Consider the following 15,619-nt stretch of genomic DNA (forward strand, 5'->3'; position numbering starts at 1 on the left):
GGCTTCGCGTCAATTGCCCGACGCCTCATCGGCCTGGGCGATGCCGCGCTTGATCCACGCGCCGAGGTTATGCGGACGCACCGTGTCCCACTCCTCGAACGGCTGATGAATCCACGGGTTGGTCGGCAGATACTGCACGTGGTAATCAGGCTTCACCTTCGAGCAGCCCTTGTACCACAGCACGGCCGAGCGCACCGCGGTGATGGCCGGATAGCGTTCCTTCAGATGCTGCTGCACGCGCGCGAGCGTGACGCCCGAATCGACGAGGTCGTCGACGAGCAGCACGTTACCGTGCAGTTCGCCGCGCGTCATCGTGATGTATTGCGCGATGTCGAGTTCGCCCTGCTGCGTGCCCGCTGCCTCGCGATAAGAGCTCGTTGCCAGAATCGCCAACGGCAGATCGTAGATGCGCGACAGCTGGTCGCCGACGCGCAGACCGCCGCGTGCGAGGCACAGGATCTTGTCGAACTTCCAACCCGATTCGTGCACGGCAAGTGCGAGCACCTCGATCAGCCGGTGATATTCGTCCCAGCCGACCCACAGGTTCTTGTCGTCGTTGCGCGGATCTTTCATCGCGATCATGGGTACACCTTGCATCGCTTAGACCTTGAACGGATGACGCAGCAGAATCGTTTCGTCGCGGTCCGGACCGGTCGAGACCATGTCGATCGGAATGCCCGCGACTTCCTGCACACGCGACAGGTACGCACGCGCGTTGGCGGGCAGCTTGTCCCACTCCTTGATGCCGACCGTGCTTTCCTTCCATCCCGCAAAGGTTTCGTAGACCGGTACGCAGCGCGCGACTTCCGTCGCGCCGCGCGGCAGCAGATCGACGTTGTGGCCGTCGATCGTGTAGCCGACGCACAGCTTCACTTCGTCGAGACCGTCGAGCACGTCGAGCTTGGTCATGCACAGCCCCGTCACGCCGTTGATCTGGATCGAGCGACGCAGCGCGGAGACGTCGAGCCAGCCAGTGCGGCGCGGACGGCCGGTGACCGAGCCGAATTCCTTGCCGACGGTGGCGAGTTCGAGGCCGATCGGGTCCTGGCGCGAGGCATTGTCCGCATCGTACAGTTCGCTCGGGAACGGGCCCGAACCGACACGCGTGCAGTACGCCTTCGTGATGCCGAGGATGTAGTTGAGCTTCTGCGGACCGACGCCCGCGCCCGCCGTCGCGGCACCTGCGACGCAGTTGCTCGAGGTGACGAACGGATAGGTGCCATGGTCGATGTCGAGCAGCGTGCCCTGCGCGCCTTCGAACAGCAGATTGCCGCCGTTCGCGTTGACGTCGTAGAGACGGCGCGACACGTCGGTGACCATCGGCTTCAGACGGTCGGCGTAGCTCAGCATCGTGTCGAGCGTTTGCTGGAAGTCGACCGCGGCGGCGCCGAGGTACTGCGTGAGCACGAAGTTGTGATAGTCGAGGTTTTCGCGCAGACGCTCGGCGAAGGCTGGCGCGTCGAACAGGTCCTGCACGCGCAGGCCGCGGCGCGCGACCTTGTCTTCATAGGCCGGGCCGATGCCGCGGCCGGTCGTGCCGATCTTGCTCGCGCCGCGGCGCGCTTCGCGGCCCTGGTCGATCGCGATGTGATACGGCAGGATCAGCGTGGTGGCTTCGGAAATGAACAGGCGCTTCTGGACCTCGATGCCGGCGGCTTCGAGTTCGCCGATTTCCTTGAACAGCGCTTCCGGCGACAACACGACGCCATTGCCGATATAGCACGCGACGCCGGGATGCATGATGCCCGACGGAATCAGACGCAAGATGGTTTTCTTGCCGCCGATGATAAGCGTGTGACCGGCATTGTGACCGCCCTGGAAGCGAACGACGCCCTGAGCGTGGTCCGTCAGCCAGTCGACGATCTTGCCCTTGCCCTCATCACCCCATTGGGTACCCACGACGACGACGTTGCGCCCGGGGTTCACATTCACTGCGCTGGCAGACATGTTGTTTCGTAAGCTGGTTAAAAACGTATTTTACCTAGGTTCGCGGAAGCTTCCGGAATTTTTCCGTTTCCGCTCAATGGTATGCACGTTATGTTGAGTGTTGCGAGGGATGCGCGGCCGCGAAGATTCGCTCGACCGCGCGCGATTCGGGCGGTGGTTGCGCCGCCCCCTGGCGAGCGCCGGGGGACGGGTCCCCCGCAGCGTTGATCGAAATGCGCGACTCAAGCGCGCGGTTCGACCACCCAGGCGCCATTGCGCTCGACCAGCACCCGGTCGAACGCGAATTCATCGAGATCGTGCTTGTGGCCAGGCAGCGCCTGGATTACCACTTCACCGCCATCGCGCAATGCCGCGACCGCCACGCGCAACGCTTCGTCGTGCCGCCACGGCGCGAGGATCGCGCTGCTGCGCGCTTCGACCGGCGAGATCCGCGCGACTTCGCGCAGATCCAGCGAAAAGCCGGTTGCCGCGCGAGCGCGGCCATAGGCCTGACCGACGTGGTCGTAACGGCCGCCGCGCGCGACCGCGTTCGGCACGCCGTCCACGTAAGCGGAGAACATCACGCCGCTGTGGTACGCGTAGCCGCGCAGATCGGCGAGGTCGATCATCACTTCGGCGCCGTCGACCTGGCTCGCGAGGAACGCGAGGTCGTCGAGCGCGCGGGCGATCGCCGGTGAATTCGGCAGACGCGCGCGGGCCTCTTCGAGCACCGACGCGTCGCCGTACAGCGTCGGCAGCGCGCGCAGCGCATCGCGAATCACCGGCGAGAATTGCGCGGTCATCTCGACCAGGCGCGGCACGTCCTTGCCGGCCAGCGCGTCGTAGAGCGCCTGGCCCAGTTCCTCGGCGGCCGGCTCGGCTTCGATCAGCGCCGCCAGCACGCCCGCGTGACACAGGTCCAGACGCACCTTCGCGAGGCCGGCGAGACGCAGCGCGTCGAGCATCAGCTGCTGGATTTCGAGGTCCGCTTCGAGCCCTGCGTGGCCGTAGATTTCCGCACCGATCTGGATCTGCTCACGCGTCGCATGCAGGCCGCGCGGGCGCGTATGCGCGACGTTGCCCGCATAGCAAAGACGCGTGACGCCCTGGCGGTTCAGCAGATGCGCGTCGATGCGCGCGACCTGCGGCGTGATGTCGGCGCGCAGACCGAGCGTGCGGCCCGACAGCTGATCGACGAGCTTGAAGGTGCGCAGATTCAGATCGTGCCCACCGCCTGTCAGCAGCGACTCGATGTATTCGAGCAGCGGCGGCATCACCATCTCGTAGCCGTACGAGCGGAAACGGTCCAGCAAATGACGCCGCAATTCTTCGATCTTGCGGGCCTCCGACGGCAGCACGTCGGCGATATTCTCAGGAAGCAACCAGGTCGACATCGATACAGTCCTACGGCGTTGAACACGGCGTCTTGCAGCGCCGATGATGAGTGTGAATGACGTAGAGCGGCTTGATTCTGGCGGCTGACACAGACGCTCGGGCGGCGTTTCGCGGCACGCGCGCGACGCGCGGCGGCGTGACCGGTCAGTAGGCGTTTTGCTTGGGCCGGCAAAACACGCCGAAACACGCGGCGTTCGTCAGACAAGCAAGCCGGCTTCAGGTCGCGATGAACAGTAGAACCAGCCCGAGCAACATCACGATGAGCCCTCCGACACGAATCTGATGCGGCGGTCGTTCCGCTATTTTACGGAACGTGTCGCGCCAGGCGCTCGGAAAAACGAACGGAAACATCCCCTCGATAATCAGCATTAGCGCGATCGCGAGCAATAATGAACCAGCTATGTCCATGCGATTGAAGCAGCCGCGATGCGGGTGCCGCGGCCTTTGGTAATCAGCGTTTGCGCGCAGCAGGCGCGGAAGCGTCCGGGGCGACGCCGCCGGTCGGGCTACGCATGAAGCGGAAGAACTCGCTACTGGAGTCGACCACGATCAGGTCGCCGCGGCTTGAAGGTCTTCCGGTACGCCTGCATGCTTTGATAAAACTGGTAGAACTGCGGATCCTTGCCGAACGCTTCGGCAGCGATCTCCGCGGCCTTTGCATCGCCTTCGCCGCGAATGCCCTGCGCCTGCGCGAGGCCGTCGGCGAGCACCGCCTGCCGCTTCGCGAGCGCGTCCGCGCGGATCTGGTTCGCTTCGGCGGCGCCCTTCGCTCGCTCGTCCGCCGCGACCTGCTGGCGCGCGGCGATCATGCGCTTGAATACCGAGTCGGCCACCGCGGCCGGGAAATCGACGCGCGTGAGTTGCACATCCACGACCGATACGCCGAGCGATGCCGCGCCCTTGTCCATCGCACCGCGGGCCTCTTCGGCGACCGCCGGTTGTTTGGCGAGCGCGTCGGACAGCGTGAACTTGCCGAACGCGTCGCCGAGCGCGCCGCGCGACAGCAGCGCGAGCCGGTCGGGCAGACTCTGCGGATCACCCTTCGTTTCGGCGATCAGCTTCAGCGGATCGGTCACGCGGAACTTGATCACCGGGTTGACCAGCAGATCGGTTTTGTCGGACGTGACGTAATGATCTTCGTCGGGTGCGTCGAGCGACTGGATGCGATTGTCGACGAACGCGACCGTTTGCAGCGGCGGCGGCAGCTTCACGTGCAGCCCCGGGCCGAGCAGCGTGGGCGTCGCATCGCCGCGCGCGGACAACACAGCCATATGCCGTTGATCGACGACGAACACCATCGACGATGCCGCGAACAGCACGATGACGACCGCGACGACGAGCGCAATGATTCGGTTCATATTCTTGTGCGCTCCTTATTGAACGTCGTCTTCGCGCATGCGGTTGCGGAACGCTTCGCGCGAGCGCAGCGACGCGGCGCTCGGCCGGCTCGCTGGCGCAGGCGCGGAAGCGGCGGGTCCGGATGCGCCATCGGCGGCGGAGCCTGCCGCGGCACCGGTCTCAGCGGCCGACGCGGCCGACGGCGCGGCCGCACTCGCCGCTTGCGGCGCGCCCGCGACAGCAGGACCCGAAGCGGCGGCGCCCGCCGCCGCGGCCTGGCGTTCACGGTTCTGCTCGACGAGCCTGTCGAGCGGCAGATACAGCACGTTGTTGCCGTTCTTCGCGTCGACGAACACCTTGGTCGCGTTCGCGTAAATCTGCTGCATGGTTTCCATGTACAGGCGGAAGCGCACGACGGCCGGCGCCTTCGCGTATTGGGCGTAGACCTGGTTGAAGCGCTCGGCCTCGGCCTGCGCCTGCGCGACCGTGGTCTGGCTATAGGTTTTGGCTTCCTGGACCTGACGATCGACATCGGCCTGCGCGCGCGGCAGGAGATCGGCCGCATAAGCCTGCGCATCGCGTTTCGCGCGTTCGTTTTCGTCGTGCACCTTCGCAGCGTCGGCGAACGCTGGTTGCACCTGCTCGGGTACCTGCACGCTCTGGATCATCACGCCCGTGACTGCCAGACCGGACTGGTACTGATCGAGCGATTGCTGGATCGCCGCGATCAGCTGCTGGCGCAAAGTTTCGTGATCCTGATCGAGGAGATCGCTAGTGCTATGCGCGCCGACGATGCCGCGCACCGCCGCCTGCGCGGCATGCATCACGCTCTGATCGGGATCGACGCTGCGAAACAGAAAGTCGTTGGGCTTGCGCACCTGGTACTGCACGGCGAAGCGCACGTCGACGATGTCGCCGTCGTGCGTGAGCATTGACGCGTCCTTCACGTTCGCGAGACGAACCACATTGCTACGGCCGATCTCGACCTGGCGGATCTGCCCGACATTGACGAACTCGTGGGACTCGAACGGAAACGGCAGACGCCAGTGCACGCCCGGCGCCGCGGTATAGCGATACTTGCCGAACTGCAGCACGACGGCCGCCTGGCCATCCTGCACGACGAACACACCGCTGCCGAGATAGATCGCGATCAGCACGCCGATCACGATGCCGACGCCGATGCGCGCGCCACGGCCGTTGTCCGGACGGCCACCGCCGCCCCTGCGCCCGAAAATCCGGGACAGACGGCGATTGAAATCGCGCCACATTTCGTCGAGATCGGGCGGACCTTCACCGTCGCGTGCCGGTCGCTTCGGATCGTTCGGCCGTTGCCGGTCGCCGTTGCCGTCGCCCCGGCCCCAACGCGGATCGTTCAGTGAAAGCAAGGCGCGCATACGCAGCCAGATACTCCGCTCGTTGTAATCGTTCACCTGTGTTCGTTCACCAGAGTAGACAGCGGGTCAGTGCAATTGGAACGGGTCAGTGCCCGAGTTCTGGAACCTTGTGGTCGTCGCGCAGTTGCGTTGCGCGGTCATCTTGCGACGCATCGAGCGGCATGTCGGCAAGCGGTTCGGCTGTAGCGATTTCGGCGATGGCAGCGCGCAATGCATCCAGCCCCTGCCCGGTACGCGCGCTCAAAAAGACGCGCGAAATATTACCATACTCGTCCCGCTCGACCGCGTCGCCACGGGCTGCCAGCTCTGGCACCGCGTCGATCTTGTTGAACACGAGCACCTGACGGATCGTGTCCGCGCCGATCGCGCGCAACACCTCGTTGACCTGATCGATCTGGTCGAGCCGCACCGCGCTCGATGCATCGACGACATGCAGCAGCAGGTCCGCGTGAATGGTTTCCTCGAGCGTCGCGCGGAACGCGGCGACGAGCTGGTGCGGCAGCTCGCGGATGAAACCGACGGTATCGGACACCACCACCTGCCCCGCTTCGTCGCCCAGATACACGCGCCGCGAGGTGGTATCGAGCGTGGCGAACAACTGGTCGGCGGCATACGCCTGCGCCTTGGTCAGCGCGTTGAAGAGCGTCGATTTGCCGGCGTTCGTGTAGCCGACGAGCGACACCGACATCGTCTGGTTGCGATTCCGCGCCCGGCGTTGCGTGCCATGCTGGCGGCGCAGCTTGTCGAGGCGGATCTTGAGCGCCTTGATGCGCTCGCCGATCAGCCGGCGGTCGGTTTCGAGCTGCGTCTCGCCTGGACCGCGCAATCCGATACCGCCCTTCTGACGTTCGAGGTGGGTCCACGCGCGAATCAGCCGGGTCGACAGATATTGCAGCTGCGCGAGTTCAACCTGCAGCTTGCCTTCGTGGCTGCGCGCGCGCTGCGCGAAAATGTCGAGGATCAGACTGGTGCGATCGACCACGCGCCGATTAAGCGCCCGCTCCAGATTGCGCTGCTGCGCAGGCGCCAGAGCATGGTTGAAGATCACGAGTTCGATGTCGTTTGCTTCGCACGCAAGGCGCAATTCTTCGGCCTTGCCGCTGCCGACGAACATCTTCGCGTCGGGACTGGAACGGCGTCCGGTGAGGGTGACCAGGGGGTTCGCGCCCGCGCTTTGCGCGAGCAGGCTGAGTTCTTCGAGACTGGCTTCGAAATCGATCTTGCCGAAGTCGATGCCAACGAGCGCTGCATTGATCAAATTGGAGGGTATCAAAATGACGCGGCCGGGAGTGATCGCCAACGGGCGACAGTGTGCCGGCCGCGGCGAGGGTTAGGACTGTTCGGAATCCGGGTGGAAATTCACCGGACGGGCAGGCACGACCGTCGAAATGGCGTGCTTGTAGACCATCTGGGTGACCGTATTCCGGAGCAACACGACGTACTGGTCGAACGATTCGATGTTCCCTTGAAGCTTGATGCCGTTGACCAGGTAGATCGACACCGGCACATGCTCTTTACGCAGTGCGTTCAAAAACGGGTCTTGTAACAATTGCCCTTTGTTGCTCATAGCAAACTCCGTATTTTTTTGCAGGTTGACTGAATTGACGGCGAAGAAAAAGAGATCCGCCGCCAACCGCTACACTATAGCTGATTTTCATTTCGACGCGCGGGCCCGGGACCCCCGGCCAAACCCAGCATACACGCGGGTTTCAGCCCAGGTTTAAGACCAGCTTCAGCTTGCTTCAGCCTTTGTCCGCGTAAGGGTTCGTCGACGATCTGAACTCTATTCGCAATGGAGTCCCCGTCAGCTTGAAAGTTTCCCGGAAGCGATTTTCGAGGTACCGCTTATACGTGTCGGTGATCGCGTCGAGCGCATTGCCGTGAATCACGATAATCGGCGGATTCTGTCCGCCCTGGTGTGCGTATCGCAGCTTCGGACGCACTGGACCGCGACGGCGCGGCTGCTGGAACTCGACTGCCTCGATCAGCGCGCGCGTGAGCTTCGGCGTCGGCAGCTTCGTCATCGCGGCCGTGTACGCGTCGTCGACCGAACGCATCAGCGGCCCGATTCCGGTTTTTTCCGCGGCGGAAATGAAATGGAATTTGGCGAAGTCCAGAAATTTTAGTTTGCGTTCGAGGTCGGCTTTGGTGCGCTCGCGCACATGCGGATCGAGACCGTCCCATTTGTTCACGCCAACCACCAGCGCGCGGCCCTGCTCGACGACGAAGCCAGCGATGTGCGCATCCTGATCCGAGATGTCCTGACGCGCGTCGAGCAGCAGGATCACGACGTTCGCATCGGAGATCGACTGCAGGGTCTTCACGACCGAGAACTTTTCGATCGCCTCGAACACCTTGCCGCGGCGGCGCAGGCCGGCCGTGTCGATCAGCGTATACGGCGTGCCGTTGCGCTCGAAATCGACGTAGATCGAGTCGCGCGTAGTGCCGGGCATGTCGAACGCGATCACGCGCTCTTCGCCGACCAGCGCATTGATCAGCGTCGACTTACCAACGTTCGGCCGGCCGACGATGGCGATCTTCACGCCGCGCGCTTCCTTGTCTTCCTCGCTCTCTTCCGGCTGACCGGTATACGCGACTTCGAGCGCCTCGTTGATCATGTCGGTGACGCCGTCGCCGTGCGCGGCCGAAATCGCGCGCGGATCGCCGAGACCGAGTTCGTAGAAGTCGGCCGCGACGTTGGCGTACTTCATGCCCTCGGCCTTGTTCACGACGAGGAAGATCGGCCGGCCGACCTTGCGCAGATAGTCGGCGATCGACTTGTCCTGCGGCGCGAGACCGTTGCGCCCATCGACGATGAACACGACGACGTCCGACTCCTCGACCGCCTGGCGGGTCTGGCGCGCCATCTCGTGCAGGATGCCGTCTTTCGCGACCGGCTCGAAGCCGCCGGTGTCGACGACCAGATACGGCCGCTCGCCGGCACGTCCTTCGCCGTAATGGCGATCGCGCGTGAGACCGGGCAGGTCCGCAACCAGCGCGTCACGCGAACGCGTGAGGCGGTTGAACAGCGTGGATTTCCCCACATTGGGGCGCCCAACGAGGGCAATAACGGGTTTCATCTGATGTTGTTCACGGTGAAACGCGGGATCGCAACCGATCACGCGCGTAGCGACGCCAGGCGGCCGCCACGGGGTGGCGTTCTGACGAAATTATCACGAATTCAGTCTGCTTCGGATGCGCGATCGATATGCGCATCCAGGCGGACGGGCGTGGGCTGCACAGACGCCGCCGGGGGGCGCCTGCTTCAGACCGGGCTGCTCGACGGCTGACGCGCTCGTGTTCGAGGGCGTCTTTAATTTACAAGGCCGCCGACGAAGCGCACGCGCCGCCTTGCATGCCGGCGGCCGCAGCCTCGATCCGACTTGCCGGACCAACCCATCCGGCGATTTTTTCTATTGAGCCTGCCCGATCACGCGACGGGCAGCGCGGCAACCCGACGCAGGAGCCGCACGCCAAAGCCGGCGCAGACTTCAACTAAAAAGCGCGCGGCCGGCAAAGCCGGCCTGCGCGCCTGACATCATCTATAGTGATCAGCGCGGACGATAGCCGAACAGGCCGCCGTCGCGCGTCTGTACGACCAGCGTGTCGCCGGCCAGCACCGGCGCCGCGGTAATCGCGCTGCCGTCGGTCTTCACTCGTGCGACGAGCGTGCCGTCGACGGTCGACAGGAAATGCACGAAGCCCTTGTAGTCGCCGAACACGGCCGCGCGGCCGAGCAGCGTCGGCACGCTCAGGTCGCGGTTCTTCAGCGTGTCGTTCTTCCACAGCGCCGAGCCGTTGCTCACGTCGAATGCGGACACGACCGACCAGTCGTCGGCGGCGACCACGCTGCGCTCATCCTGCGCGAGGCCGCTCGTGCTCGAGAACGGCTTGCCCCACAGCGCGCGGCCCGAGTTGGCGTCGAAACAGCCAATCTGGCCCTGGAACGTCACCGCGCAGGTCTCCGAACCCACCAGCGTGGGCGGGCCGGTCACGTCGTTGATACGCTCGACCTCGGTCACGCCCTTCGGATACGATACCGGCGTCTGCCAGTAGGCGTCGCCCGTCTGCAAGTTGATCGCGGCGAACGAGCCGCCCGGGAAGCCGGCCAGCACGGCCGCGTCACCTGCGAACGTCATGCCCGACGACACGCGCAGGTTCAGCGGCACGGCGCGGTTGCGGAAGTTCCACTTCTGCTCGCCGGTTTGCGCGTTGAACGCGACGATCTGGCCGTCGATCGTGCGCACGATCACGAGGCCGTTGCCGACGAGCGGCGGCGTAATGATCTCGCCCGGCGCCTTCGCGGTCCACAGCTGCTTGCCGTCCGCGCCTAGCACGTACACGTCGCCCTTCAAGCCACCGACCGCGGTGAGCGTGCCATCGCTGCCGACGCCCGCCGACAGATCATCGTGCAACTTGACGCGCCACACGTCCTTGCCCGTTTGCGCGTCGATCTTGGCGACCGTACCATTCGTGCCGGCAGCGTACACGGCATTGCCGACCGCAACCGGCGAGAACAGGTAGCGGCCCGCCTTGCCGACGCTCGCCGACCAGGACTGCTGCACGTCGAGCACGGGTTTGAACTCGGTGAGCGGCGTCGGCACACGGCGCTCGTCTTTCGTGGATGAGCAAGCCGCCAGCGTGAGAACGGTCATCGCACAGATAACGGGCACGGCGTAACGTTTCAGCAGATTCATCGGTGGACGAAGCATTCAGGAAATTGGATTAAAGGAGACCGCCTTGCGGTCGTGGCTCGCGGCGCGCCGCGCGGGACGCTCAGCCGCCAAGCGCATCCAGCTTGAACTGGATCAGCTGGCGCGCCGAACTGTCGCTGTTCGACAGCGAGTCGAGCGCGAGCTTGTAGGCCGCGCGCGCGTCGTCGCGCTTGCCCTGGGCGGCGAGCAGGTCGCCGCGGCGGTCCGCCACGACGCCCTTGAAGGCATCGGATTGTGGCTCGGCCAGGAGCGCGAGGCCCTGGTCGTATGCCTTGTCGTCGAGCAGCAGCGATGCCATGCGCAGCTTCGCGATCTGCTTGAACTCGTCGTCCTTCGCGTGATCGATCGTCCATTGCAGCTGCGCTTTCGCGCCGGCTTCGTCGCCAGCGGCGTACAGCGCCTTGGCGGCGCCGAGCGCGGTCATCTGCGCGTAGGCAGTGCGGCCGAACTTGTCTTCCATGTCGGCGGCGACGCGCGCAATCTGCGCCTTATCGCCCGATGCCGTGGCTTGCTGAACCTGGTCATACAGCACGGCGGCTTCCGCGGCCTGACGACGCTGCCAGAAATTCCAACCGTTCCAGCTCGCGCCTGCCAGCAACACCACCAGCACGATCCACGTGGTCGCATTGCCCCACTGCTTCCACCATGCCTTCAGACTTTCAATCGATTCTTGTTCGTCGTGGTAACTCATTGCCCGGCGATTTCCTCATTCTTGCTACGTGTGCGTGTCGAGCCAGCCGGCCCAACGACATCGCGATCAGTCGTCGCCGTCTTCGGCGGATGCAACCATCGCATTGATTAGATATTCGGTCAAGTCTTCGGCGGGCACGTTCTGTTGCTCGTTCTTAACGCCGTGGGCTTGCGTATCGCGCAGCGGTTTCACGCCGACCGTCCCGTTGGCGATCTCATCTTCGCCGAGCACGACCGCGAACGCGGCGCCGCTCGCGTCGGCGCGCTTCATCTGCGACTTGAAGCTTGCCGACTGACCGTCCGCGCTGCAATGCAGGATCACGTCGAGACCGGTATCGCGCAGACGCTCGGCGATGATGAACGCCTGCTCGCGCGCGGTGTCGCCCTGATGGACCACGTACACGTCGCAACCTTCGTCTTCCGGCACAAGCTGTTCTTCCTTCAGCAACTCGAGAATCCGCTCGACGCCCATCGCCCAGCCGCACGCAGCCGTCGGCTTGCCGCCGAGCTGTTCGATCAGCGGATCGTAGCGGCCGCCCGCCGCGACCGTGCCTTGCGCGCCGAGTTTGTCGGTCACCCACTCGAACACGGTCAGATTGTAGTAATCGAGACCGCGCACGAGACGCGGATTGATCGTGAACGGAAGGTTGTTCGCCTTCAGCAGACGCTGCAGAGCTTCGAAGTGCGCGCGCGATTCTTCGCCAAGAAAATCGATCAGCTTCGGCGCGTTCCGCGCGACTTCCTGCAGCGCAGGATTCTTCGTATCGAGCACACGCAGCGGGTTCGTATAGAGACGGCGCTTCGCGTCTTCGTCGAGCACGTCCATGTGCTTTTCGAGATACGCGATCAGTTCGACACGATGCGCGGCGCGCTCTTCAGCGAGGCCCAACGAGTTGATTTCGAGCTTGATGCCAGTCAGACCGAGATCGTCCCACAGACGCTGGCACATCATGATGATTTCCGCGTCCGCATCCGGACCCGCGAAACCGAGCGCCTCGACACCGACCTGGTGGAACTGGCGATAACGGCCGCGCTGCGGACGCTCGTGACGGAACATCGGACCGATATACCACAGACGCTTCGGGCCATCGTACAGCATGTTGTGTTCGATCGACGCGCGCACCACGGCCGCCGTGTTTTCTGGGCGCATCGTCAGGTTTTCGCCGTTCAATGCGTCGGTGAAGCTGTACATCTCTTTTTCGACGATGTCGGTCACTTCGCCGATACCGCGTGTGAACAGCTGCGTATGCTCGACGATCGGCGTGCGGATATTCTGGTATCCGTACGAACGCAGCATCGACTTGACGGTGGTTTCGAAAAATTCCCAGAGCCCGGCTTCCTGCGGAAGGATGTCGTTCATGCCCTTCACGCCAGACAGCTTCTCGAGCTTTTTCTTCTGTTCAGTCATCTGTGTTTCGATAGCCGGTATTTAGTTGAGCGCGTCGGCGCGGCCATAGCGGCGCTCGACGTAGTCGCTCACGATTTGCTGGAATTCTTGCGCGATGTTCTCGCCGCGCAGCGTCTTCACTTTTTCGCCGTCGATGAACACCGGCGCGGCCGGATTCTCGCCCGAGCCCGGCAGGCTGATGCCGATATTCGCCTGCTTCGATTCGCCCGGACCATTGACGATACAGCCCATCACCGCGACGTGCATCTGCTCGACGCCGGGATACTGGTCGCGCCACACCGGCATCTGCTGACGCAGATAGGTCTGGATCTGCGACGCGAGTTCCTGGAACAGGGTGCTCGTGGTGCGGCCGCAGCCGGGGCACGCGATCACCATCGGCGTGAACGACCGGAGGCCCATGGTCTGCAGAATTTCCTGACCAACGATCACTTCGCCTGTGCGCGACGCGCCCGGTTCCGGCGTCAGCGAAATACGGATCGTATCGCCGATCCCCTGCTGCAGCAGAACCGACAGCGCCGCAGTCGACGCGACGATGCCCTTCGAGCCCATGCCCGCTTCGGTCAGGCCAAGATGCAGCGCGAAATCGCAACGGCGCGCGAGTTCGCGGTACACGGCAATCAGATCCTGCACGCCGCTGACCTTGCACGACAGGATGATCTGGTCGCGCCCGAGGCCGAGTTCGACCGCACGTTCCGCCGAGCCGATCGCCGACTGGATCAGCGCTTCGTACATCACGCTTTGCGCTTCCCACGGAGTGGCGCGCGAGCCGTTTTCGTCCATCATCTTCGCGAGCAGGTCCTGGTCGAGGCTGCCCCAGTTCACGCCGATGCGCACCGGCTTGTCGTATTTGACCGCCGTCTCGATCATCTGAGCGAACTGCGTGTCGCGCTTCGCGCCGTGCCCGACGTTGCCCGGATTGATCCGGTACTTCGACAGCGATTCCGCGCAGCCCGGATAGTCGCGCAGCAGCAGGTGGCCGTTGTAATGGAAGTCGCCGACGAGCGGCACCATCACGCCCATGCGGTCGAGTTGCTCGCGGATCGCCGGCACGGCCGCCGCCGCTTCCGGCGTATTCACGGTGATACGCACCAGTTCGGACCCGGCTTGCGCCAGTTCCTTGATCTGGATAGCGGTGCCGATCGCGTCGGCGGTGTCGGTGTTGGTCATCGACTGCACGCGCACCGGCGCATCGCCGCCGATGGTCACGAGCTGGCCGCCCCAGCGGACGTTGACCGCATGCGACTTGCGCCGCATCGCGGGGCCGCCGAACACCGGCTCGTCTGAAACGATCTTGCTACAGGATTGGGATTGAGCTTCGGTTTGCATCGAAAAACCCATTTACGCCGCACGCGCTATGCAAAAACGCAGCGCCTGAATTGAAAAAGCGCCGCGGACCGGTTGACCGCGGCGCGTACCGTATCTGTCAAGGCAGCGCAAAGCGCGCCACGTTGCCCTTGGCTGTCGCATATTTCGACGGATCAACCGGCTGGCCGTCGAGCGTCACCGACTCGAGACCCGCCTTGTTGCCGACCGTGACCTTGAATGGACCGACACCCGTCACTTCCTTCGGATCGCCGGCATGCACGAGGCCGGAGAACAGTTCCTTGCCGTTCTTGTCACGCACGCTGAACCAGCTGTCCCGCGTCACGCGCAGCGCGACGACCGCCTCGCCGAGCGCTGGCGTGACCGCCGGTGCCGACGCGTTCGCCACGACCGCCGGTGCATTTGCGCTCTCCATGGCGGCCTGTGCCTGAGCCTGCGAGCCGGCCTTCGGTGCCGCGGCCGTCGGTGCCGGCGTTGCCGCTGTATTCGCTGCCGGGGCCGAGCCCGGGGCGGTGCCAGTGGCAAGCGGAGCCGGCATCGGCGTTGCCGACGCAGACACCGCATTATCCGCGCTCGCCGCGTTGTCAGCCGTGGCCGCCGCGTCCGGCGCCGATGCCTCTTCCGCCGCCGTCGCCGGACCCTGAGCGACCGCGCCCGAAGCCGCCGTGTCGCTGCTAGTCGAACTAGTCGCGCTTGCCTTCAGGCGCGCGAGCCACGCGGACGAATCACCGCCGTTAGTGCGCCACATCCCGAGTGCGATGACCGCGACGACGATCGCCGCAATGCCCCACAGCCACGAACGGCTCTTATGCCCGCTGTCGCCGAGCGACAGGGAAACCTTGCCGCGCGGCAGATCCTTGCCCGATGACGCCGGCATCGACAGATTCGGCGCCGGCACGCCCTTCTCGCGACGCAGCGCCGCCGTAAAAGGCGCCGGATCGGCGCCCAGCATTTTCGCGTAGCTGCGCACGACGCCGAGTGCGAACGTCGTGTCCGGCAGATGGCTGACGTCGCCCGCCTCGAGCGCGCTCAGCTTGACGACCGACACCTTCAGCCGCGCCGACACGTCCTCGATAGTCCAGCCTTTCGACTCGCGCAACTGGGTCAAGCGCGCGCCAACCGCTGCCAACGAATCAAGGGCCGGCTGCACGACAGGCTGGACCACCGCCCTTGCAACGGGTGCCGGATGGCCATCGCTCGTGTCTGTCTCGTGTGGCTGCGGGTGCTGCGGCTCACTCATCCCAAATCCTTTCGCGTCGATTCTTTTAATCGTGCGACCGGACGGGCTCGAGCGTCACGTCCAAATCGCAGACCGTTTATAACAAAATGTGCGGCTTTGTGTACCGCTCCCGATCGATTCTGCAAACTTTCTTTTAATCGTCGGTGGCATGGGAGCATTTTTGCGCTCGCAGTGCTTTCCGCCGAACGCC

General features: G+C 64.3%; 13 protein-coding genes and 1 pseudogene. All 14 read right to left on the minus strand.

Going from position 1 to position 15,619, the window contains the following annotated elements; translation table 11 throughout:
• Positions 1-9 precede the first annotated feature (9 nt).
• Positions 10-582, minus strand: coding sequence for a phosphoribosyltransferase (locus OKW28_RS27460; RefSeq protein WP_429450363.1), 573 nt, complete (start codon positions 580-582; stop codon positions 10-12).
• 18 nt (positions 583-600) lie between these two features.
• Positions 601-1,947 (minus strand): adenylosuccinate synthase, encoded by a 1,347-nt coding sequence (locus tag OKW28_RS27465; protein WP_429450364.1) that lies wholly within the window; start codon positions 1,945-1,947, stop codon positions 601-603.
• 221 nt (positions 1,948-2,168) lie between these two features.
• Positions 2,169-3,320 (minus strand): ATP phosphoribosyltransferase regulatory subunit, encoded by a 1,152-nt coding sequence (locus OKW28_RS27470; protein ID WP_429450365.1) that lies wholly within the window; start codon positions 3,318-3,320, stop codon positions 2,169-2,171.
• Between the two features lie 217 nt (positions 3,321-3,537).
• Positions 3,538-3,729 carry a DUF2065 domain-containing protein gene (locus OKW28_RS27475; protein WP_013089773.1) on the minus strand — a complete coding sequence of 64 codons (192 nt, stop codon included), beginning with the start codon at positions 3,727-3,729 and terminating at the stop codon, positions 3,538-3,540.
• Positions 3,730-3,772: 43 nt separating this feature from the next.
• Positions 3,773-4,679: pseudogene (hflC, locus tag OKW28_RS27480) on the minus strand (protease modulator HflC).
• Between the two features lie 15 nt (positions 4,680-4,694).
• Positions 4,695-6,089, minus strand: a complete 1,395-nt coding sequence (gene hflK / locus OKW28_RS27485) for an FtsH protease activity modulator HflK (RefSeq protein ID WP_429450366.1) — start codon at positions 6,087-6,089, stop codon at positions 4,695-4,697.
• Positions 6,090-6,138: 49 nt separating this feature from the next.
• Entirely contained in the window at positions 6,139-7,353 is a 1,215-nt protein-coding gene (gene hflX / locus OKW28_RS27490) for a GTPase HflX (RefSeq protein ID WP_429450367.1), read from the minus strand.
• 30 nt (positions 7,354-7,383) lie between these two features.
• Positions 7,384-7,620: an RNA chaperone Hfq gene (gene hfq / locus OKW28_RS27495; RefSeq protein ID WP_006051315.1), complete on the minus strand. Its 237-nt coding sequence runs from the start codon at positions 7,618-7,620 to the stop codon at positions 7,384-7,386.
• Between the two features lie 175 nt (positions 7,621-7,795).
• Complete coding sequence (gene der / locus OKW28_RS27500) at positions 7,796-9,133, minus strand: ribosome biogenesis GTPase Der (protein WP_429450368.1); 1,338 nt, start codon at positions 9,131-9,133, stop codon at positions 7,796-7,798.
• Between the two features lie 471 nt (positions 9,134-9,604).
• On the minus strand, positions 9,605-10,750 hold the full coding sequence (bamB, locus tag OKW28_RS27505) for an outer membrane protein assembly factor BamB (protein WP_429450369.1): 1,146 nt from the start codon (positions 10,748-10,750) through the stop codon (positions 9,605-9,607).
• 79 nt (positions 10,751-10,829) lie between these two features.
• Complete coding sequence (locus tag OKW28_RS27510) at positions 10,830-11,459, minus strand: YfgM family protein (protein WP_429450370.1); 630 nt, start codon at positions 11,457-11,459, stop codon at positions 10,830-10,832.
• 66 nt (positions 11,460-11,525) lie between these two features.
• Positions 11,526-12,866 (minus strand): histidine--tRNA ligase, encoded by a 1,341-nt coding sequence (hisS, locus tag OKW28_RS27515; protein WP_429450371.1) that lies wholly within the window; start codon positions 12,864-12,866, stop codon positions 11,526-11,528.
• A gap of 21 nt (positions 12,867-12,887) precedes the next feature.
• On the minus strand, positions 12,888-14,204 hold the full coding sequence (gene ispG / locus OKW28_RS27520) for a flavodoxin-dependent (E)-4-hydroxy-3-methylbut-2-enyl-diphosphate synthase (RefSeq protein ID WP_184057297.1): 1,317 nt from the start codon (positions 14,202-14,204) through the stop codon (positions 12,888-12,890).
• A gap of 85 nt (positions 14,205-14,289) precedes the next feature.
• Positions 14,290-15,429, minus strand: coding sequence for a helix-turn-helix domain-containing protein (locus OKW28_RS27525; protein WP_429450373.1), 1,140 nt, complete (start codon positions 15,427-15,429; stop codon positions 14,290-14,292).
• Positions 15,430-15,619: the final 190 nt, after the last annotated feature.

The organism is Paraburkholderia sp. 40, assembly GCF_050434105.1.
Taxonomy (GTDB): domain Bacteria; phylum Pseudomonadota; class Gammaproteobacteria; order Burkholderiales; family Burkholderiaceae; genus Paraburkholderia; species Paraburkholderia tuberum.

Coding starts and splice junctions, on each gene's coding strand:
- OKW28_RS27460 (WP_429450363.1), bottom strand. CDS start 582: ATGATCGCGATGAAAGATCCGCGCAACGACGACAAGAACCTGTGGGTC.
- OKW28_RS27465 (WP_429450364.1), bottom strand. CDS start 1,947: ATGTCTGCCAGCGCAGTGAATGTGAACCCCGGGCGCAACGTCGTCGTC.
- OKW28_RS27470 (WP_429450365.1), bottom strand. CDS start 3,320: ATGTCGACCTGGTTGCTTCCTGAGAATATCGCCGACGTGCTGCCGTCG.
- OKW28_RS27475 (WP_013089773.1), bottom strand. CDS start 3,729: ATGGACATAGCTGGTTCATTATTGCTCGCGATCGCGCTAATGCTGATT.
- hfq (WP_006051315.1), bottom strand. CDS start 7,620: ATGAGCAACAAAGGGCAATTGTTACAAGACCCGTTTTTGAACGCACTG.
- der (WP_429450368.1), bottom strand. CDS start 9,133: ATGAAACCCGTTATTGCCCTCGTTGGGCGCCCCAATGTGGGGAAATCC.
- bamB (WP_429450369.1), bottom strand. CDS start 10,750: ATGAATCTGCTGAAACGTTACGCCGTGCCCGTTATCTGTGCGATGACC.
- OKW28_RS27510 (WP_429450370.1), bottom strand. CDS start 11,459: ATGAGTTACCACGACGAACAAGAATCGATTGAAAGTCTGAAGGCATGG.
- hisS (WP_429450371.1), bottom strand. CDS start 12,866: ATGACTGAACAGAAGAAAAAGCTCGAGAAGCTGTCTGGCGTGAAGGGC.
- ispG (WP_184057297.1), bottom strand. CDS start 14,204: ATGGGTTTTTCGATGCAAACCGAAGCTCAATCCCAATCCTGTAGCAAG.
- OKW28_RS27525 (WP_429450373.1), bottom strand. CDS start 15,429: ATGAGTGAGCCGCAGCACCCGCAGCCACACGAGACAGACACGAGCGAT.